14 protein-coding genes are annotated in these 18,087 nt (G+C 70.2%); 4 read left to right on the forward strand and 10 right to left on the reverse strand.

Translation table 11 applies throughout. The annotated features are described in order from the left end of the window. Nucleotides 1–20: 20 nt before the first annotated feature. From ASG52_RS07940 to aldA, 7 genes are all read right to left on the reverse strand, one after another. Nucleotides 21–1,898: a TRAP transporter large permease gene (locus tag ASG52_RS07940; RefSeq protein ID WP_156383842.1), complete on the reverse strand. Its 1,878-nt coding sequence runs from the start codon at nucleotides 1,896–1,898 to the stop codon at nucleotides 21–23. 4 nt (nucleotides 1,899–1,902) lie between these two features. Then, entirely contained in the window at nucleotides 1,903–2,967 is a 1,065-nt protein-coding gene (locus ASG52_RS07945) for a TRAP transporter substrate-binding protein (RefSeq protein ID WP_056241388.1), read from the reverse strand. A gap of 101 nt (nucleotides 2,968–3,068) precedes the next feature. Then, nucleotides 3,069–3,575 carry a hypothetical protein gene (locus ASG52_RS07950; protein ID WP_056241391.1) on the reverse strand — a complete coding sequence of 169 codons (507 nt, stop codon included), beginning with the start codon at nucleotides 3,573–3,575 and terminating at the stop codon, nucleotides 3,069–3,071. Further along, entirely contained in the window at nucleotides 3,572–5,380 is a 1,809-nt protein-coding gene (locus tag ASG52_RS07955) for a PQQ-dependent dehydrogenase, methanol/ethanol family (protein WP_056241393.1), read from the reverse strand. Before ASG52_RS07955 ends, ASG52_RS07950 begins: the two co-directional genes overlap by 4 nt. Nucleotides 5,381–5,544: 164 nt before the next feature. Next, nucleotides 5,545–6,108 (reverse strand): QcrA and Rieske domain-containing protein, encoded by a 564-nt coding sequence (locus ASG52_RS07960; RefSeq protein ID WP_056241395.1) that lies wholly within the window; start codon nucleotides 6,106–6,108, stop codon nucleotides 5,545–5,547. A gap of 202 nt (nucleotides 6,109–6,310) precedes the next feature. Beyond that, nucleotides 6,311–7,198 carry a transporter gene (locus ASG52_RS07965; protein ID WP_156383843.1) on the reverse strand — a complete coding sequence of 296 codons (888 nt, stop codon included), beginning with the start codon at nucleotides 7,196–7,198 and terminating at the stop codon, nucleotides 6,311–6,313. Nucleotides 7,199–7,291: 93 nt separating this feature from the next. Continuing rightward, complete coding sequence (gene aldA / locus ASG52_RS07970; RefSeq protein WP_056241529.1) at nucleotides 7,292–8,725, reverse strand: aldehyde dehydrogenase; 1,434 nt, start codon at nucleotides 8,723–8,725, stop codon at nucleotides 7,292–7,294. A gap of 369 nt (nucleotides 8,726–9,094) precedes the next feature. On the opposite strand from aldA, the gene ASG52_RS07975 reads away from it, so the two are divergent. The 3 genes from ASG52_RS07975 (at nucleotide 9,095) to ASG52_RS07985 (ending at nucleotide 12,306) form a co-directional block, all read left to right on the forward strand. Further along, on the forward strand, nucleotides 9,095–9,805 hold the full coding sequence (locus ASG52_RS07975) for a GntR family transcriptional regulator (protein ID WP_056241534.1): 711 nt from the start codon (nucleotides 9,095–9,097) through the stop codon (nucleotides 9,803–9,805). A 246-nt stretch (nucleotides 9,806–10,051) separates the two neighbouring features. Then, a complete protein-coding gene (locus ASG52_RS07980; RefSeq protein WP_082552430.1) occupies nucleotides 10,052–11,404 on the forward strand; it encodes an alpha/beta fold hydrolase in 1,353 nt (450 codons plus the stop codon). Nucleotides 11,405–11,415: 11 nt separating this feature from the next. After that, nucleotides 11,416–12,306 carry an alpha/beta hydrolase gene (locus ASG52_RS07985; RefSeq protein WP_056241399.1) on the forward strand — a complete coding sequence of 297 codons (891 nt, stop codon included), beginning with the start codon at nucleotides 11,416–11,418 and terminating at the stop codon, nucleotides 12,304–12,306. Nucleotides 12,307–12,405: 99 nt separating this feature from the next. Here ASG52_RS07985 and ASG52_RS07990 read toward each other — a convergent pair whose 3' ends face one another. After that, nucleotides 12,406–14,532, reverse strand: a complete 2,127-nt coding sequence (locus ASG52_RS07990) for a 3-hydroxyacyl-CoA dehydrogenase NAD-binding domain-containing protein (protein WP_056241402.1) — start codon at nucleotides 14,530–14,532, stop codon at nucleotides 12,406–12,408. 57 nt (nucleotides 14,533–14,589) lie between these two features. Further along, nucleotides 14,590–16,311 (reverse strand): 2-hydroxyacyl-CoA lyase, encoded by a 1,722-nt coding sequence (locus tag ASG52_RS07995; protein WP_056241404.1) that lies wholly within the window; start codon nucleotides 16,309–16,311, stop codon nucleotides 14,590–14,592. Nucleotides 16,312–16,615: 304 nt separating this feature from the next. Here ASG52_RS07995 and ASG52_RS08000 point away from each other — a divergent pair, with 304 nt between their 5' ends. Then, entirely contained in the window at nucleotides 16,616–17,641 is a 1,026-nt protein-coding gene (locus ASG52_RS08000; RefSeq protein ID WP_286158980.1) for an SMP-30/gluconolactonase/LRE family protein, read from the forward strand. A gap of 4 nt (nucleotides 17,642–17,645) precedes the next feature. Here the strand turns inward: ASG52_RS08000 and ASG52_RS08005 are convergent, their stop codons facing one another. Next, on the reverse strand, nucleotides 17,646–17,900 hold the full coding sequence (locus ASG52_RS08005; protein WP_156383844.1) for a hypothetical protein: 255 nt from the start codon (nucleotides 17,898–17,900) through the stop codon (nucleotides 17,646–17,648). Nucleotides 17,901–18,087: the final 187 nt, after the last annotated feature.

Consider the following 18,087-nt stretch of genomic DNA (forward strand, 5'->3'; position numbering starts at 1 on the left):
GGGGCCGCGGGGGGCGGCGTTCAGTGGAGGAGGCCGGTGGAAATCCAGGGGATGGCGGCGACGAGCGCGGTGCCGACCAGAAGCGCGAGCAGATAGCCGCCGATGGGCTTGATGCCGGCATCGGGATCGACCCGGCCGATGGCGCAGGCGGCGTAGTAGCCGACGCCGAAGGGGGGCGCGAACAGGCCGATGCCCATCGCGAGCACCACCACCATGGCGTAGTGCACCTCGTGGATGCCGAGCTGCTTGGCGACGGAGAAGAGCAGCGGCCCGAACAGGACGATCGCCGGGATGCCCTCCAGCACGCTGCCGAGCACGACGAAGAACAGGACCGTGACGGCGAGGAACACCGGCGCGCCGCCGGGCAGCCCGGCCATGAAGGCGGCGAGCGCGGCCGAGAAGCCGGATTGGGTCAGGCCCCAGCTCATGGCGGTGGCGGCCCCGATGATGAGCAGGATCGCCCCCGACAGGCCGGCGGTCTCGACCAGCATCGGGTGCAGACGGCGCCAGTCGAATTGGCGGTAGACAACCAAGCCGACGAGGCCGGAATAGACGATGCCGATGGTCGAGACCTCGGTGGCGGTGGCGACACCCTCGACCACGCAGGCGCGGATCACGAAAGGCAGCGCCAGCGCCGGCAGGGCCAGGAGGAAGGCGCGGCCGATCTCGGACCCGCTTGCCCGCTTGAAGGGGGCCGCCGCGCCGGGGCCGCGGGCGCGGCGCCAGACCACGAAGCAGAGGCAGGCGCCGACCACGAGGGCCGGCAGCAGGCCGCCGGTGAACAGGGCGGCGATGGAGACGCCGGTCACCGAGCCGATGGTGAGCAGCACCAGCGAGGGCGGGATCGTCTCGGTCTGCGCGCCGGTCGCCGAGAGGAGCGCCACGAGATCGCCCTCGTCGGCGCCGCGCTCGCGCATCGCCGGAAACAAGGCCGGGGCGACGGCGGCCATGTCGGCGGCCTTCGAGCCGGAGATGCCCGAGACGAGGTACATCGCCCCGATCAGCACGTAGGACAGGCCGCCGCGCACGTGCCCGAGCAGGCTCGCCATGAAGGCCACCATGGCGCGGGCCATGCCGGTCATCTCGATCAGCAGCCCGAGGAAGACGAAGAGCGGCACGGCGAGCAGGATGAGCGGCGACATCCCCTCTTCCATCCGCCCCGCGATCACCTCGACCGGGACCGGCGTCGCGAGCGCGATGTAACCGAGGCTCGACAGTCCGAAGGCGAAGGCGATCGGCACGGCGGCGAAGACGAGGCCGGCCAGGATCACGACGAAGAACAGGAACAGGTTGAGGTTTCCAAGCGCCTCCAGCGGCGGCCCGACGGCGCCCGCCACGAGCACCAGGGCGGCGATGGCGACCGCGAGCCCGAGGATGCGGCCGGGCTCGCGACCGCGCAGGGCCCGCAGCGTCCCGACCCCGAGCATCAGCACGAGCCCGACCGGCAGGGCCGCGGCGCGCCAGACGTTGGAGATCTGGAGCGCCGGGGTCGTCACCGCGGCTTCTTCGTGGGCGTAGGTGATCGCGCCGGGGAGGACCAGCAGCAGGAAGGCGATGGGGGCGGCCTGGGCGAACCGATCGAGCGCGGCGCGCGTCTGCGGGCCGACGCGGCCGAGCAAAGCCGTCATCCGCATGTGGCTGCCCTTGCGCAGCGCGATCACCGCGCCGAGCATGCCGAGCCACAGGAACAGGATCGCGGCGAGTTCGTCGGTCCAGATCAGCGGCGCGCGGAAGACGTAGCGGGCGAGCACGCCGGAGAGCAGCACCGCGATCTCGGCGACGACCAGCAGGGACGCCGCCACCGCCACGCCCGCGCCGAGCGCGGAATCGGCCCCGGCGAGCCAGCGCGGGCGGTCCCGGTCGAGAGGTTCGATGGCGATGTCGTGGGCGACGTGCATGGCGCTAGCCGACCGCGCCGACATGGCGTTCGAGGAGGTCCCAGGCCTCCCCGCCGAAGCGCTGGCGGGCGCGGACGTAGAAGTCGGTGCCGGCGAGCGCTTGGCGGAAGCGGATCGGGTCGGTGCCGTTGAAGACGAGGCCGCGGCCCTCCAACGTCGCCCGCAGGGTGGCCGTGGCAGCGGCGTTGTCCTCGCGCTGGCGGAAAGCCGCCGCGTCGAAGTGCTTCGCCATCACGGCGCGCAGGCCTTCGGGCAGGCGCGCCCAGACCTTGCCGCTCGCGAGCAGCCAGAAACCGTCCCAGGCGTGGTTCGTCAGCGAGCAGTAGCGCTGCACCTCGTAGAACTTGGCCGCGTTGATCAGCGCCAGCGGATTCTCCTGCCCGTCGGCGACGCGAGTCTGGAGCGCGGGATAGGCCTCGGCCAGCGGGATGCTGGTGGGCGCGGCCCCGAGCGCGTGGAACATCGAGACCCAGAGCGCCACCGTCGGCAGGCGGATCTTGAAGTTCCGCAGATCCTCCGGCGAGCGGATCGGATGGGTGCTGCTGGTGATCTGGCGGAAGCCGTTGTCCCACACCGCGCGGAACGGGACGATGCCGGACGCGGCGATCCGCTCGCGGACATGGTCGCCGACCGCGCCGTCGATCGCGGGCCAGACCTTCTCGTAGCCGGTGAAGGTGAAGCCGACGCCGGTCAGCGCGGTCGCCGGGATCAGGGTCGAGAGCACGGTGCCCGGCATGGTGGCGAGTTCGAGCGCGCCTGCACGCAACTGCGCGATCATGCCCGGATCGCCGCCGAGCTGGTTGTTCGGAAAGAGCGTGATGACGAGCCGGCCTTGGGTCTCGGCGGTGATCGCCGCGATCGCCTCGCCGAGGCGCCGGTTGACCGAGTGCGAGGCCGGCAGGTCGTTGCCGAGCTTGAGCCGCACGACCGCGGAATCCGCCCGCGCTCCGCGCAGCAGGCCGAGGCTCGAACCGCCGGCGAGCGCGGCGCCGAGGCCGGCCTTGAGGAGGTCCCGGCGGCCCGGATTCGGGGCGCGGCCGTCAGCCTCGGATGCGGGATGCGGATGCATGGGGATCGGACCGGCCGGTGCGGGCCTTCGTGGCGGGACGGCCGGGCCGTCGCTGTCGGAGTCGAACCCCGCGCCGGTCCGGCGCGGGGTGGATGGTGTCCCTACTTGCCGCGGGGCGCGCCGACGGAGTTGAGGATGGCGATGCGGTAGACGCCGTCCTTCTGGCCGAGGAGGAAGACGTTGGCCGACTCGGCGTCGGGCTGGCCCACCTCCTCGTCGAAGACGACGCGCAGGCGCTTCGTCACAGGCATGTTGATCTTGTAGGTGCCCCGCGCCTCGGCCTCGGCGAGGCCGTCCTCGGGGAAGTCCTCGACCGTCATCGCCTTGACCGGCCGCCCGAAGGTGGTCCGGATCTGGTGGAGCGTGAGCCGCTTGCGCGGCGGGCGCACGCCCTCCCAGTTCACGAGCCGCTCGAAGGCGCCCTCGTCGTGGTCGTCGAGCGCCTTGGTGACGAAGGCGACGAGCCCGTCGGGATCGGACGGCAGAGCCGCCCGGTCCGAGGTTGCCTCCGGCGCGGCGAGCGCCGGGAGGGTCGTCAGGGGGGCCATGGTCAGGCCACTCGCGCTGCCGGCCAGGGCCGCGAGGAGGAGGAGGCGGGCGCGGCTCATTTCGCCGAGACCTCCTGATCCATCACCTTGAACACCCACACGACGCCGCCCTGCGGGGCCATGCGGACCCGGCGATCCTCGGGCAGCGCGTTGTTGATGCCGCCGAGCATGCGGTCGGCGTCCACGCCCCAGCCGGACTGGACCGCGACGTACTGGACGCCGTCGACCATGTAGGACGAGGGCACGCCGATGACGCCGGAGTTCAGCCGCATCTCCCACACCACCTTGCCGGTTTTGCCGTCGAAGGCGCGGAACTTGCGGTCGCTCGTGCCGCCGGTGAAGACGAGGCCGCTGCCCGTCGTCAGGACCGGCCCCCAGGTGGCCGAGTCCATGAAGTCGTGCTGCCACACCTTCTTGCCGGTGTTCATGTCCCAGGCCTGGAGCTGGCCGATATTGACCGGCTTGCTGACATCGACGTCCTTGCGGATGTGCAGGCTCGACAGGATCTCCTCGACCGGTACGCCGATGTAGAGCTCACCCGGCTTGCGCGCCTTGACCGGCACGCCCGCGATCTGGGCGCAGAGGTTGTCGTTGGCCGGGACGTAGAGCAGGCCGGTCTTCGGGTTGTAGGCCTCCGGCGGCCAGTCCTTGCCGCCCCACAGGCTCGGGCAGAACTCGGCCTTCTTGCCGGTCTGCGGAACCTTGTCCTCCTTGTAGGTCGGGCGCCCGGTCTTCGGATCGACGCCGGAGAACACGTCCTGATAGACGAACGGCTTGGCATCGACGAAGTTGATCGGGCCTTCCTTGGTCCGCTCCAGCGTCCAGAGGTAGCCGTTGCGGCCGGCATGGACCAGGCTCGGGATGGTCTTGCCGTCCTTCTTGACGTCGATCAGCAGCGGCGCCGAAACCTCGTCCCAGTCCCACGCGTCGTTGTAGTGGTACTGGTGGTGGCCCTTGATCTTGCCGGTGTTGATGTCGAGCGCGACGGTCGAGGTCGAGTAGAGGTTGTCGCCGGGACGGGTGTCGGGCATCCACGGGCCGCCGTTGCCGGTGCCGAAATAGGCGGTCTCGGTCTTGTCGTCGTAATTGCCCTGGATCCAGATCGGCGCGCCGCCGGTCTTCCACGAATCGCCCTTCCAGGTGGCGAAGCCCGGATCCTCGGGGCCGGCGACGGTGTAGGTCTTCCAGGCTTCCGCGCCGGTTTCGGAATCGAGCGCGGTGATGAAGCCGCGGATGCCGAATTCGCCGCCGGAGACGCCGACGACGATCTTGCCCTTCGCCACGAGCGGCGACAAGGTCATGTAGTATCCGTCCTTCCACTTGGCGACGCACTTGGTCCAGACGGCCTTGCCGGTCTTGGCCTCCAGCGCGACGACGCAGGCGTCGGTGGTGGCGACGTAGACCTTGTCGCCGTACAGCCCGACGCCGCGGTTGGTCGGGTGAAGCTGGAACAGCTCCGGCGGCAGGTCCTTCTGGTAGCGCCACAGCACCTGCCCGTCGCGGGCATCGACGGCGAGCACCTGGGCCTGCGGCGTCGAGATGAACATGATGCCGTTGTTGACGGTGGGCGGCGACTGGTGGCCGTCCATCACGCCGGTCGACAGCGTCCAGGCCGGCACGAGGCGCTTGACGTTCTCGGGCGTGATCTTGTCGAGCGGGCTGTAGCCCCAGCCGGCGTAGTTGCCGCGGTACTGCAGCCAGTTCTCCGGCTCGGGGTTGGCGAGGCGCTCGTCGGTGACGGGCTTGTAGTTCTGGATGCCCTCGGCGGCCTGCGCCGACACGACGGTCACGCAGCTCAGGCTCAGGGCGGCGGCGAGACGCGCGAATGCGCGCCCGGATCGAGGACGGTGTGACGTTTGCGACATGGATGATCTCCCGGTATCTTGAAGTATTCTTGGTTTATCGGTGTCGTTGATCTGTGCTCCGGTCCGGACATGACTGTCCGATCGCCCGACGCGCGGCGCCGGGTCTCTTGTGCCCATCGAGATCGCGAGGCGCGCCGACCGTTCGGACCGGCGCGACATCCGTGTCAGGCGCCGGGGCCGGGCTTGCCGCGGAAGCTGTTGGCGACGACCGCCTCGCCCTTCTCGCCCTTGGCGAGCGGCAGGATCGGGATGCGCTTGCGGGCCGGGCCCTTCTCGACGCGCCCACCCTCGCCCGGCACGAACTCGGAGCCGTGGCAGAAGCACAGCAGCGACTTGTTCTCCGGGTTCCAGCCGTTGGCGGTGCAGCCCTGGTGGGTGCAGATCGCCGAGAGCGCCAGCACGTCGTCGGCGGCGTAGGGCTTGGTGTCCTCGTCGATGTCCTCGGCGGCGAGGCGCACGAGGACGATCTTGGCGAAGCGCGACTCGGTCTTCTTGGTGCCGGTGGCGGTGTCGACGGCAATCGCCAGCGCCGGCTCGCCCACCTTGATCGCGTCGAGGGTGACGGGTTTGCCTTCGAGCGGCCCGTCGTCGAACACGAGGGTGTCGCCCTTGGCCGGAAGGTCCTCCTCCGGGCCGGCCCAGACCGGGCCGGCGAGGCAGCAGCCGGCCACGCCGAGCAGCGCGGCACGGCGGTCGATCATGAACTTGTCGTTGTCTTGACCCGACATCCTGTGCGTTTCCTCTGCTGACCGGATGCGGGGGCGGGGGACGTCAGAGCGTCGTCCGAACCACCGCGTCGCGGCAGGCCCGGCCTTGCGGATCGTATCGTCCGCTTCGCCGAGCCCGGACATCCGTTTTCGGGATGTCCGTGAACTTCGATTGCGTCCTTGCTATCCTAATTCAGGACAATCTTGCAAGGAATTTTTACAGTCAAGGTATGTAGACGTACTTGAGATAGACTGCGTTGGTCGGCGGCAGGTTCTCGCCGTAGACCGAGCGGGAATAGCGGATCGTGAACGACTGCTTGGGGTCGTAGAGGAAGGCGAGACCGGCACCGAGCGCCAGATCCTGATTCTGGCTGTTCAGGATGTTGGTGTTGCTGAGCGCGAGTCGGCTGCCGGTCGTGTACTGATAGTCGAGCGCGGCGAAGGGCTCGACCGGGAAGCTCGGGATGCCGAGCTTGTAGCCCAGCCGCAGGTTGGTGTGGAACGTCGTGCCCGGATTGACCACGGGGGCGCCGGGCGTGCGCTGCTCGCCGCGGAACACGCCGCCGACATCGCCGGTGAAGCTGAACTTCTCGCTCTGCGCGTCGAACAGGATGCTGGTGTAGTTCGCGTAGTAGTTGTTGGTGAAGTAGTCGTTGCCGATCGGCGCCTGGATGAAGGTCTGGATGCCGAGCGTGGTGTTCGCGGTCGGCTTGACCCAGGTCGCGACGCCCCAGATCGTGTCGCCGAAGCCGAAGCGCTCGTTGGCCCCGCGAGTGCCGAGATAGACCTCCGGCAGGATCGCTTCGAGGGCGATGCCGACGCCGGGCAGCGAATCGAGGGTCGTGAACCAGACGAACTTGCTCAGGCCCACCGTGAGGTTCTGCCGCGGCATGCTCGACAGGTTGCCCTTGTTGTCGAAGAACTGCGACGTCGAGTTCGTGCCCGAATACTGCACGAAGGCGAAGAAGTCCTTGTAGTTGACCGGCAGCTCGTACTCGCGCGGGCCGAGAATGCCGAAGGTGATGTCGGCCGCCGTCGCGGCGGTGGAGTGAAGGGCGACCGCCCCCAGACCCACCGCCGCCGAGACCGCGAAAGCTGCAACTTTATTCACACGAGCCCCCCTTAATCTGGTTCACCTGTGTTATATTTCACAGTTTTCGCAAACTTTCTGTGGCAATTATGCAATAGTCACAGAGATCGTGACTCAAGTTTGCATGTAAACGACGTGCGTGCTCGTGTACTCATACAGTCCATGCTTGCCGTCGGCGCCGCCGATGCCGGATTTCCGGTTGCCGGCGTGGAAGCCCTGCATCGCCTCGAAGTTTTCGCGGTTGATATAGGTCTCTCCGAAGCCGAGTTCGCGGCTGGCCTTGAGTGCTGCGGACAGGCTCTCGGTGTAGATCGACGAAGTGAGGCCGTATTCGGTGTCGTTGGCCAGATCGATCGCTTCCTCAAGGCTGTCGACGCTCATGATCGGCAGCACGGGACCAAAAATCTCCTTGCGCATCACGTCCATGTCCTGGCGGCAGCCGGTGAGGACGGTGGGCTCGTAATAGGTGCCCTCGTCGGAGCGGCCCTTGCCGCCGGTCGTCACGGTGGCGCCGCTATCGAGCGCCGAGCGGACCAGCTCGTCCACCTTCTCGACGCCGGAGCGGTTGATCATCGGCCCCATGTCGATCTCGGAGGCGCCGAGCGGGTCGCCGACGCGCATCCGCTTCATCTCCGCGGTGACGCGGGCGGCGAAGTCCTCGGCGACGGGCCGCTCGACGTAGACCCGCTCGGCCGCGTTGCAGACCTGCCCGCTGTTCAGGCAGCGCGAGGCGGCGACGGCCTTGGCGGCCTTGTCGAGGTCGGCATCCTTGAGGACGATCGCCGGGGCCTTGCCGCCGAGTTCGAGGTTGACCTTGGTGATGTTGCGCGCCGCCGTCGCCATGATGCGCGAGCCGGTGGCGGCGCTGCCGGTGAAGCTGATCAGATCGACATGCGGGTGGGCGCAGATCGCCTCGCCGACGCACGCGCCGGTGCCGTAGACGAAGTTGATCAGGCCCTCGGGGATGTCGAGCCCGTCGAGCAGCTGGACGAACGCCGCGGCGTTGAGCGGGGTCTCCTCGCTCGGCTTGATGACGATGGAATTGCCGGTCACGAGCGCCGGCCCGAGCTTGCGCACGATCAGGAAGAACGGAAAATTCCACGGCAGGATCGCGCCGACGACGCCGACCGGCTTGCGGAACAGGAAGATGTTCTCGCCCGGACGGTCGCTCTCGATGATCTCGCCCTCGATGCGGCGGGCCCACTCGGCCATGTAGTCGAGATAGTCGGCCGCGAACGCGACCTCGACCTTGGCGAGGCCGAGAAGCTTGCCCTGCTCCTCCGAGATCAGGCGGGCGATCGGCTCGCCGCGCTCGCGGATGCGGGCCGAGATCGCGCGCAGCAGGTTGGCGCGCTGGATCGCCGGGCGCCGTCCCCAGGAAACCTGCGCCTTGCGCGCGGCGGCAACGGCCTCGTCGACGGCATCGCTCTTCGAGACCGGCATCTCCGAGATGACGCGGCCGGTCGAAGGATTGAGCACCGGAAGCCTATCGAGCGACGGGCTGTCGATCAGCTTACCGCCGATATAGTTCGCCAAGGGTGCGTTCAATGGTTCCTCCCAGTCGATGTTCGACTTTTCGACCGCCGGGCCCTCGTGCGGGGCCGGTGCGATCAAGACTGTTCAGCGCGGTCGCCGTTCCCTGAGCGGACGCCGCTCTGTATTCATGCGTATGGGGACGAGCGAACATTCCGCGACCGCCGGCCGCTGTCTTGCGGCGGACCGAGCGGACCGGCCCGAGGCCTTGCCGAAAAAGGGGGACTTGCCTGCCGCGCGGCCAGTGCTGATGAAGGGACAGCATGAGCGCATGCTCTGGACCGCACGGTTCGAATTCGAAAATCGTATACCGAATTCGAACTTTCCTGCAAGCGGATCGGATAGCGCATCGAACGATACAGCAGGATGACCGGACCGGGTTCGATGCCAAGCGTGACATTCGTGCCGACGCTGGTCGGGCAGATCTGCGATCGGATTCTGTCCGAGATCTGCGACGGCACGTTGCCGGCCAACACCCGCCTCATCCAGGACGAGTTGGCCGCCGCCTACGACGTCTCGCGTCAGCCGGTGCAGCAGGCGCTCGCCCTGCTGCGCGACCGCGGCTTCGTCGCCGACGCGCCCAAGCGCGGGGTCGTCGTGGCCGAACTCGACGTCGAATTCGTGCGCAGCGCCTACGAGATCCGGGAGGTCCTCGACGGCCTCGCCTGCCGGCTCGCCGCGGAGCGCTCGCCCCGCGAGGCGGCGGCGGGCCTCGAGATCATCCGCCGCGGTCGCGCCGCGGTGGCCGAGGGCGCCGTCGGCGCGCAGATCTCCGAGGACATCGCCTTCCACCAGTTCGTCAACGCCCTGTCGCAGAACCGGGCGATCGAGGAGGCGACCCGGCCCTACTGGCACCACATGCGCCGGATCATGGGCGAGGTGCTGCGGGTCGATCGCGGCGTGGACAGCTTGGTCTGGGACGAGCACGTGGCCATCCTCGACGCCATCGTCGGCAACGACCCGGAGACCGCCGAACGGCTCGGTCGTCAGCACATCCGCCGCGCCTCGGCAAAGTTCGTCTCGAAGATCGAGGATCTGCGCCGCGCCGCGAAGGATGAGAGCCGCAATCGCTCCCTCACGCGCCGCCTGCGCTGACGCCAACTCCCGGACGCGCCCGGCGACACGGCACGAGCCGACCGCTCGCTTCGAGCGCGTGCCGTCCTCCTGCAATATCGTGCCGTTCTCGGGCATCGATGGGCGTCTCCCGTTGTCAGGACGATAGACCGGCGCTAAACAAAAAGCGAGCGCTCGCTCGATTTTTTTTCGAGACGCGTGCGACGACCTCACGCCGCAGCCCTGCCCAACGCGGCATGGGCTCACGGTGCTCTCGGCAGGATCAGAATGACGGCGGCAGGCCACGAGCCCGAGATCAGCAAAAGAACCACCTTCGCGGGCCGGGTCGCGTTGCAACAGCTCCAGGCGACCCGATCGGCCTATCGCTGGATGGCCGAGGCCGCCGAGAGCGCGGCGCAGGTCCTCGAATCCTCGGTCGGCCGCACGAGCGTCGGCCCGGCGGCGATGGGCGGGACCGACCGCGGCTGGAGCGGCCTGCGCGACCTCACCCGGCAGATGCTGGTCGCCTCCGACACCAACCTGAAGGCGGGCTTCGATTGCGCCGAGCAGTTGCTCAGGGCCTCGAACCCGAGCGAGTTCCTCGCGATCCAGGCGGCCTACCTGCGCGACCAGTCGCAGCGCTCAAACCAGCAGATCGCCGATCTCCACCGCGTCGCGGGCGGGGCGCTGTCGAACAGCGAAGCGGTGCCGTGGCGCGCCCCCTGGACCTCACCTTGGGCCCAAGCCTTCGCACAGGGGAGCGGCACCTCGGCAATCGACAAGAGCTTCCGCCGCAAGAGCACCCGCGGCCTGTGCCAGGGCCGCTTCCACGACATTTCCTACGTCGAGTGGGGCGAGCCGGACGCCGAGCGCGTCGTCGTCTGCGTCCACGGCCTCACCCGGCAGGCGCGCGATTTCGACGTGCTGGCGGCGGCCCTGGCCGCACAAGGCTACCGCGTCGTCTGCCCGGACGTGGTCGGGCGCGGCCATAGCGGCTGGCTCAAGGACCCGGAGGCCTACGGGCTGCCGCAATACGCGAGTGACATGGCGCTCCTGATCGCCCATCTCGGCGTCGAGACGGTCGATTGGGTCGGCACCTCCATGGGGGGGATGATCGGCATGGCGCTCGCCGCCGCCGAGGGCTCGCCGATCCGCCGCCTCGTCGTCAACGATATCGGGCCGTTCCTGCCGCACGCGCCGGTGCGCGCCATCGGCAACAACCTGTTGGAGGCGCCCCCGCGCTACGCCAGCCTGGACGAGGCGCAGGCGCGGCTCACCCGCATCCACGCGCCGTTCGGGCCGCTGACCGAGCCGCAATGGCGCCACCTCACCGAGCACAGCATCGTGCCCGACGGCAGCGGGGGGTACCGCCCGCATTACGATCCGGGCATCGGCAACGCGTTTCGCCCCGGCCGGGTCTACGACGTCACGCTCTGGGAGATGTGGGACGCGATCCCCTGCCCCGTCCTGCTCCTGCGGGGCGAGTCGTCGGAGCTGCTGCTGGCCGAGACCGCCCAGGAGATGACCCGCCGCGGCCCGCGCGCCCGCCTCGTGACGATCCCCGGCTGCGGCCACGCCCCCGCACTCCTCGACGCGGATCAGGTCGGGATCGTCGTCGACTGGCTCGGCCCGGCAGCTTGAGCGTCGCAATCATGTTCGAGATCGAAGCCGCCGGCCTCCCGGCGCGGTCCACCCGGCCCGTCGCCGGCCGGCTGGACCGCCCGTTCGGGCCGTCCCTGGAATTTTTGACGCTCGGCCCGGAACGCCCCTCGGGCGGTGCCCCGGTGCTGCTGCTGCACGGCGCCTTCACCGGAGCGTGGTGCTGGCAGGAGAGCTGGATGCCCGCGCTCAGCGCATCCGGCCGCTTCGCCGCGGCGTTGAGCCTGCGCGGCCACGGCCACAGCGAGGGCCGCGCGGCGCTCCCCTGGACCGGCCTGCACGATTTCGCCGAGGATCTGATCCGGGCAATCCGGGCGATGCCGGCCCCGCCGGTCCTCGTCGCCCACTCGATCGGCGGGCTGATCGCCCAGCATCTGCTCGCCGCGGTCGCGTTCGGACAGGTGCGGCTGCGCGGGCTCGTCCTCGTCGGCTCGCTGCCGCCGGAGGGGCTGGCGCTGGTCGGGCCGCAACTCGGCCTGTCGCTGTGGCTGGAGGCGCTGGCGGGTAGCCCTGGCCGGCTGCCGGATGTCGGCCATCGCGACGCGATGTTCGGCGCCGGCGTCGAGCCCGCCGCCGCGGCCGCCTACGCGGCGCGGATCGGTACGGACATGGTCCTGCCGCTGTGCCTCGGCTCCTTCGCCAGCCTCGCCCAGGCCTACGTGCCGCTGCCGGTCCTGCCGGCCTGGACTCTCGGCTTGCCGACGCTCGTCCTGCACGGCTCGGACGACCGCCTCGTCGACACCGCCGCCGCCTCCCGCACCGCGCTCTACCACGGCGGCACCCTCGAACGGATCGCCGGCGCCGGCCATTGCCCGATGCTCGGCCACAGGAGCGCGGCGGGGGCGCGGGTGCTGATCGACTGGCTCGGCAACCGCGGGCTTTGAGCTGTCCGAGTGACCGCATCGAGAGCAGCCGCTCCCCCTCTCCCCGCCGGGCGGGGAGAGGGGATGCGCGGCATCGGCCGCGATCAGTAGGAAAGGATGTCAGCCCCGCTTGGCACTCCGCTCCCGGTCGAACTCCGAAAAGCTCTTGCCCTCGGCGGCGAGGCGCTCCAGCAGCGGTGTGGGCTTGAAATCCGGGCCGTGCTCCGCCTCCAGGCGGCGCAGGCTCTCGACGATGGTCGGGAGGCCGACCGCATCGCCCCAGTGCATCGGCCCGCCGGTATAGACCGGCCAGCCGAAGCCGTTGATCCAGACCACGTCGATGTCGGAGGCACGCCACGCCTTGCCCTCGGCCAGGATCTTGGCGCCCTCGTTGACCATCGGATAGAGACAGCGCTCCAGGATTTCCTGATCGGACACTGTGCGCTGGGTGATGCCGCGGCGCTGCGCGACCTCGCGGATGATCGCCTCGGCCTCTTCCGAGGGCGTCGCCCGCCGGCTCTCGTCGTAATCGTAGAAGCCGGCACCCGTCTTCTGCCCGCGCCGGTCCCGCTCGCACAGGATGTCGCGCACGCTCTCGCCTTTCGAGGCTTCCCGCGACCAGCCGAGATCGAGCCCGACGAGGTCCATCATCGCGAACGGGCCGATCGGCAGGCCGAAGCCCTGGAGCACCCGGTCCACGTCGCGCGGCAGCGCCCCATCGAGAATCAGCCGGTCGGCCTCGCGCTGGCGCTGGTCGAGCAGGCGGTTGCCGACGAAGCCGAAGCAGACGCCGACCTGCACGGCGATCTTGCCGATGGTGCGGGCGAGCCGCATCGCGGTGGCGACCACGTCCGGCGCCGTCTTCTCCGCACGCACGACTTCGAGCAGGCGCATCACGTTGGCGGGCGAGAAGAAGTGCAGGCCGATCACGTCCTGCGGGCGGCTGGTCACCGCGGCGATGGCATCGACGTCGAGGAACGAGGTGTTGGTGGCGAGAATCGCACCGGGCTTGGCGATCCGGTCGAGCCGCTCGAAGATCGAGCGCTTGAGGTCCCTATTCTCGTAGACCGCCTCGATGACGAGGTCGCACGCGGCCAGAGCCTCGAAGTCGAGGCTGTCGGTCAGGAGCGCCATGCGGGTCGTCACATCCTCGGGGCGAAGCCGGCCCTTCTTGGCGCTCGCCTCGTAGTTCTTGCGGATGAGGCCGAGGCCCCGCTCCAAAGCCTCCGGTGCCGCCTCGACGATCGTGACGGGGATGCCGGCGTTGAGGAAATTCATCGCGATGCCGCCGCCCATCAGCCCGGCGCCGACGATGCCGACGCGGTGGATCGGCCGGGTCGGGGTGTCGGCAGGCAGGTCGGGGATGCGGGCGACCTCGCGCTCGGCGAAGAAGACGTGGCGTTGCGCGATCGACTGCGCCCCGCGCATCAGCCGGCGGAAGGTGTCGCGCTCGAAGGCGAGGCCTTCCGCGAACGGCAGATCGGTCGCCGCCCGCACGCAGTCGAGGCAGGCCTGCGGCGCCTCAAAGCCGCGGAACAGCTTTGCATTGTCGGCCCGAACCGCGTCGAACAGGCCAGACTCGTCGCGGGCCTCAAGTAACCGCTCGTCGCGCTCGCGCGTGCGCCGGATCGGCTTGCCCTCGGCGAGCAGCGCCTCGGCGAAGGTGACCGCGTCGGCGATCAACCCGTCCTCGGCGGTCACGGCGTCGAGCAGGCCGGCGGCCTGGGCCGCCTTCGCGCCGACGGTCTTGCCGGTCACGATCATCTCCGCCGCGATGCGCGGGCCGACGAGGCGGGGCAGGCGCTGCGTGCCGCCCGCGCCCGGCACGAGGCCGAGCTTGACTTCGGGCAGGCCGAGCTTGGCTGAGGGGGTCGCGAGGCGGTGATGGCAGGCGAGCGCCAGTTCCAGGCCCCCGCCGAGCGCCTGACCGTGGATCGCCGCGACGACCGGCTTCTCCGTGTCCTCGACCCGGTCGATCAGTTCGCCGAGGTCCGGGCCGTCGGCCGCGCCGTCGAACTCGGCGATGTCGGCGCCCGCGCTGAACAGCCGGCCCGCGCCGGTGAGCACGACGGCGCCGATTTCGGGATCGGCTTCCGCCTCCTCGATCCGCGCCCGGATCGCCGCGCGTAAGCGCGCGCCCAGCGCGTTCACCGGGGCCGCGTTCAGCGTGATCACGCCGACGCGCCCCTGTCGCCGCAGCTCGGCCGGTTGCGTGGCGCCGCCGGTCGCTTGGTCCGTCACCGTCATGGTCCCTCTTCGATCCTTCTCGCGGTCTTCCTCAGCCGCGGCCTTTCGTGCGGCGGCTCACGCGTCGCGGCGGCGCTGCTCGGCCTCGTCCCAGGCGGTGAGCGCCTGATAGCTCGGCACGAAGCCGAGCCCCTTGTTGGCGTCCGACGACACCGCCTGTTGCGAGGTGACGACATCCACGACGGCCGGCGCGTTCGCCAGCGCCCGCTCCAGGGCGGCGGGCAGCTCGGCCGGATCTTCGACCCGCTCGCCATGCGCGCCGAGCGCCCGGGCCAGGGCCGCGTAGTCCGAGTGGCGCAGGGTCGTGCCGACGACGCGCCCGCCGTAATTGGTCTCCTGGTCGTAGCGCTCGATGTTCCAGGCGGCGTTGTTCGAGACGACGAACACCGCCTTGGCCCCGTGGCGCACCGCCGTGTCGATCTCCATGGCGTTGAAGCCGAACGAGCCGTCGCCGTTGACCGCGATCACTTGCCGGTCGGGAAAAGCGAGCGCGGCGGCGATGGCGAAGGGCACGCCGACGCCGAGACAGCCGAAGGCGCCCGAATCCATGTAGGTCCGGCTCGTCAGGCCGATCCGGGCGAAGCTCAGGAGATCGCCGCCGTCGGCGATGCCGATATGGTCGGGCGCCGCCACCGCCCGCAGGGCCTCGAAGATGCGCAGGGGGTGGATGCGCCCGTCCGGCCCCGTCGCCGGCACCGGCGTGTCGGCCATCCGCGCCCGATGCCGCTCGCGCAGGCGCCCGGCCCAGGCGCGGTCGGTGGCCGGCGCCCGGTTGCCCGCCGCGGCCGTGATCGCCGCGAGCGCGAGATCGGGGCTCGCGAGCAGCTCCGGGTCGCCGCGGCGGTTGTCGAGGAGTTCGCCCGCATTGTCGGCGATGCGCAGGAAGCGCGCCCGCGGAAACACGGCGGGCGAGCCGTAGCCGAGCTGGTAGTCGAGCTTGCGCCCGACCGTGACCACGAGGTCGGCCTCCGCCATGGCGGCGGCGCGCGCCGCGCCGACGAAGGCGGGGTGATCGGCATCGATCAGGCCGCGGCTCTCCTGCGTGTCGAGGTAGACGCCGCCGCAGGCCTCCAGCAGGGCGGAGAGCTTTTCGCCGCAGCCGCGTGCGCCGCGCCCGGCGATGACGAGGGGGCGCTCGGCCGACCACAGGGCCGCGACCGCCGCCTCGACGAGGGCGGAATCGGGCGCGAGGCGGCGGGGGGGCTTGGGGCGCATCCAGTCGTCGAGGACGAGGCCGGCGGCGAGGCTCTCGCGCAGCACGTCGGTCGGGATCTCGACGTAGACCGGACCCGGCTCGCCGAGGTCGCCGGTGGCACGGGCCACGGCCTCGTCGAGTTCGCGCAGCACCTGTTCGGGCACGCGCGCGGTGCGGGCCGTGCGGGTGACGGGCTGCAGGATCGCCACGTGCGGGATGTCCTGGAGCGGACCCATGTTCACCTGCGGCCGGGGCGGGCAGCCGCCGATCAGCAGAACGGGCGCGCGGGCGAGCGAGGCGTTGGCGATCGCCGTGACGGTGTTGGTGACGCCCGGCCCCGCCGTGACCATCGCGACGCCGAGGGTGCCGGTCAGCTCGGCATGGGCATGCGCCATGTGGACGGCGGCCTTCTCGTCGCGCACGTCGACGATGCGCAGGCCGAGCCGGGCGGCGTGGTCCCAGATCGGCTGGATGTGCCCGCCCTGGAGGCCGAAGATGCGGTCGATCCCGCGCGCCAGGAGGAAGCGGGCGATCCAGGCCGCGCAGGAGGACGGATCGTCGTTGAGGTCGATCGTACGCGCCATCGCCATCTCCTCGCCGTGCTCGCCGCCGTCCGCCGCCTCGCGACCGCCGCCGGATACCCCGGTGTCGAGAGCCCGTCCGGCCCCCGACCCATCGCGCCGAATCCGCGGTCCGGCCGTTGCCTTGCCTCGGTCGGGCCGATATGTCGAGCGAGCGCTCGATTTTTTTGAGCATGGATGACCGTCATCCCCGCCGTACTCGGCCGGCTTAGGGAGCGACCGCGACCGGTCGGCCGGAGGCGTGCCCGCGCCTGCCCGGCCGCATGCGCCGAGGGCGGTTCGACCAACCACAGGGAGGCAATCACAGATGCGACACGTCGGTGAAGCGGGAGCCAAGACCGCGATCGGCAGCCTGATCGGGCTCCGACGCGGAACGGTCCGCGCCGCGCTCCTCACGGGTGCGCTCCTCCTGTCGGCCGGCGCCGCGCAAGCCGCCCCGGATACCGTGACCCTGCCGGGCGAGGCCACCTACCCCGAGAACGTGGCGGCGGGCCCCGACGGCACGCTCTATGTCAGCAGCTTCGTCGAGGGCGGCGTGATCCGCGTGGCCCCCGGTGCCGACAAGGGCGAGGTCTGGATCAAGCCCGGCGCCTTCGGCACCCGCTCGACCTTCGGCCTGCTGCCGGACCCCAGGACCAACACCCTCTGGCTCTGCTCGAACGACCTGAGCTTCCTCGGCATCCCCGGCCCCGGCGACGCCAAGGGCAGCGCGCTCAAGGCCTTCGACCTCAAGACCGGCGAGGGCCGCTTGAGCGCCCCGCTGCCGGGCGACGGCCCGACCATCTGCAACGACATGGCGATCGGGCCGGACGGCGCGGTCTACGTCACCAGCACGTTGAGCCCTCAGATCCTGAAGCTCAAGCCGGGCGCGCAGGCCCTGGAGGTGTGGAGCACCGATCGGGTCTTCGATCCGGGCAAGGGCGCGGGCCTCGACGGCATCGCCTTCGGCGCCGACGGGCAGCTCTACGTCAACACCTTCGCCAAGGGCGAGCTGTTCCGCGTCACGCTGAAGGACGGGGCGGCGGGCCCGATCACGCGGCTGACCACGTCACGGCCGCTGGTCCAGGCGGACGGGATGCGGCTGACGGCGGACGGCTCGTTCCTGCTCGCGGAAGGCGGCGGCAGCCTCGACCGGGTGACGATCGAGGGCGACGCGGCGCGGATCGAGACCCTGCGCGACGGCATCGGCGGCGGGGCGACCGGTGTCGCCCAGGTGGGCGACACGGCCTATGTCAGCGAGGGGCAGCTTCCCCTCGTGCTGGATGCGGCCAAGAAGGGCATCAAACCCACCCTCCCCTTCCGCCTCCACGTCGTCCCGCTCGCCAAGCGCTGAGCGATCAGCGCGGGGTCGGCGGTTCGCCCTTCATCTGCGGCACGTCGAGGCCGTTGATCTTGTCGTCGCCGGTGCGGTTCGGATCGTTCAGGGGCCGGGCCGGCGCCGTCTCCCCCGGCCGCACGGCCGCGGCAGGGGCCTCGACCGGGCGGGCGGCCTCGGGCACTGCCCGCGGCTCCGCCGGCGCCGTCGCCTGCGCGAACGCCCCACCACAGCCCGCTCCGAGAACCAGCAACGCCGCGCCGAACAACTTCCGCATCTCGAACCTCCGAATGTCGGGCGTCAACGACTTGTCCGCTTCCGAGTTGCGCACACGCGAAAATTTGACGTTCGCCGCCGCGTCATGTCCGACGCAGATTTGATCCGGTGCGAGGTCCAGTCATCCGCGGCTTAGAGCATTGTCCCGAAAGGTGGTTTCCGGCTTTCGGAAAAAGACGATGCGGCAC

Source organism: Methylobacterium sp. Leaf456 (genome assembly GCF_001425465.1).
In the GTDB taxonomy this organism is placed as follows: Bacteria; Pseudomonadota; Alphaproteobacteria; order Rhizobiales; family Beijerinckiaceae; genus Methylobacterium.

Excerpts from the sequence above, each read along its gene's own strand:
- ASG52_RS07940 (WP_156383842.1), bottom strand. The coding sequence starts at position 1,898 with ATGCACGTCGCCCACGACATCGCCATCGAACCTCTCGACCGGGACCGC.
- ASG52_RS07945 (WP_056241388.1), bottom strand. The coding sequence starts at position 2,967 with ATGCATCCGCATCCCGCATCCGAGGCTGACGGCCGCGCCCCGAATCCG.
- ASG52_RS07950 (WP_056241391.1), bottom strand. The coding sequence starts at position 3,575 with ATGAGCCGCGCCCGCCTCCTCCTCCTCGCGGCCCTGGCCGGCAGCGCG.
- ASG52_RS07955 (WP_056241393.1), bottom strand. The coding sequence starts at position 5,380 with ATGTCGCAAACGTCACACCGTCCTCGATCCGGGCGCGCATTCGCGCGT.
- ASG52_RS07960 (WP_056241395.1), bottom strand. The coding sequence starts at position 6,108 with ATGTCGGGTCAAGACAACGACAAGTTCATGATCGACCGCCGTGCCGCG.
- ASG52_RS07975 (WP_056241534.1), top strand. The coding sequence starts at position 9,095 with ATGCCAAGCGTGACATTCGTGCCGACGCTGGTCGGGCAGATCTGCGAT.
- ASG52_RS07980 (WP_082552430.1), top strand. The coding sequence starts at position 10,052 with ATGACGGCGGCAGGCCACGAGCCCGAGATCAGCAAAAGAACCACCTTC.
- ASG52_RS07985 (WP_056241399.1), top strand. The coding sequence starts at position 11,416 with ATGTTCGAGATCGAAGCCGCCGGCCTCCCGGCGCGGTCCACCCGGCCC.
- ASG52_RS07990 (WP_056241402.1), bottom strand. The coding sequence starts at position 14,532 with ATGACGGTGACGGACCAAGCGACCGGCGGCGCCACGCAACCGGCCGAG.
- ASG52_RS07995 (WP_056241404.1), bottom strand. The coding sequence starts at position 16,311 with ATGGCGCGTACGATCGACCTCAACGACGATCCGTCCTCCTGCGCGGCC.
- ASG52_RS08000 (WP_286158980.1), top strand. The coding sequence starts at position 16,616 with ATGCGACACGTCGGTGAAGCGGGAGCCAAGACCGCGATCGGCAGCCTG.
- ASG52_RS08005 (WP_156383844.1), bottom strand. The coding sequence starts at position 17,900 with ATGCGGAAGTTGTTCGGCGCGGCGTTGCTGGTTCTCGGAGCGGGCTGT.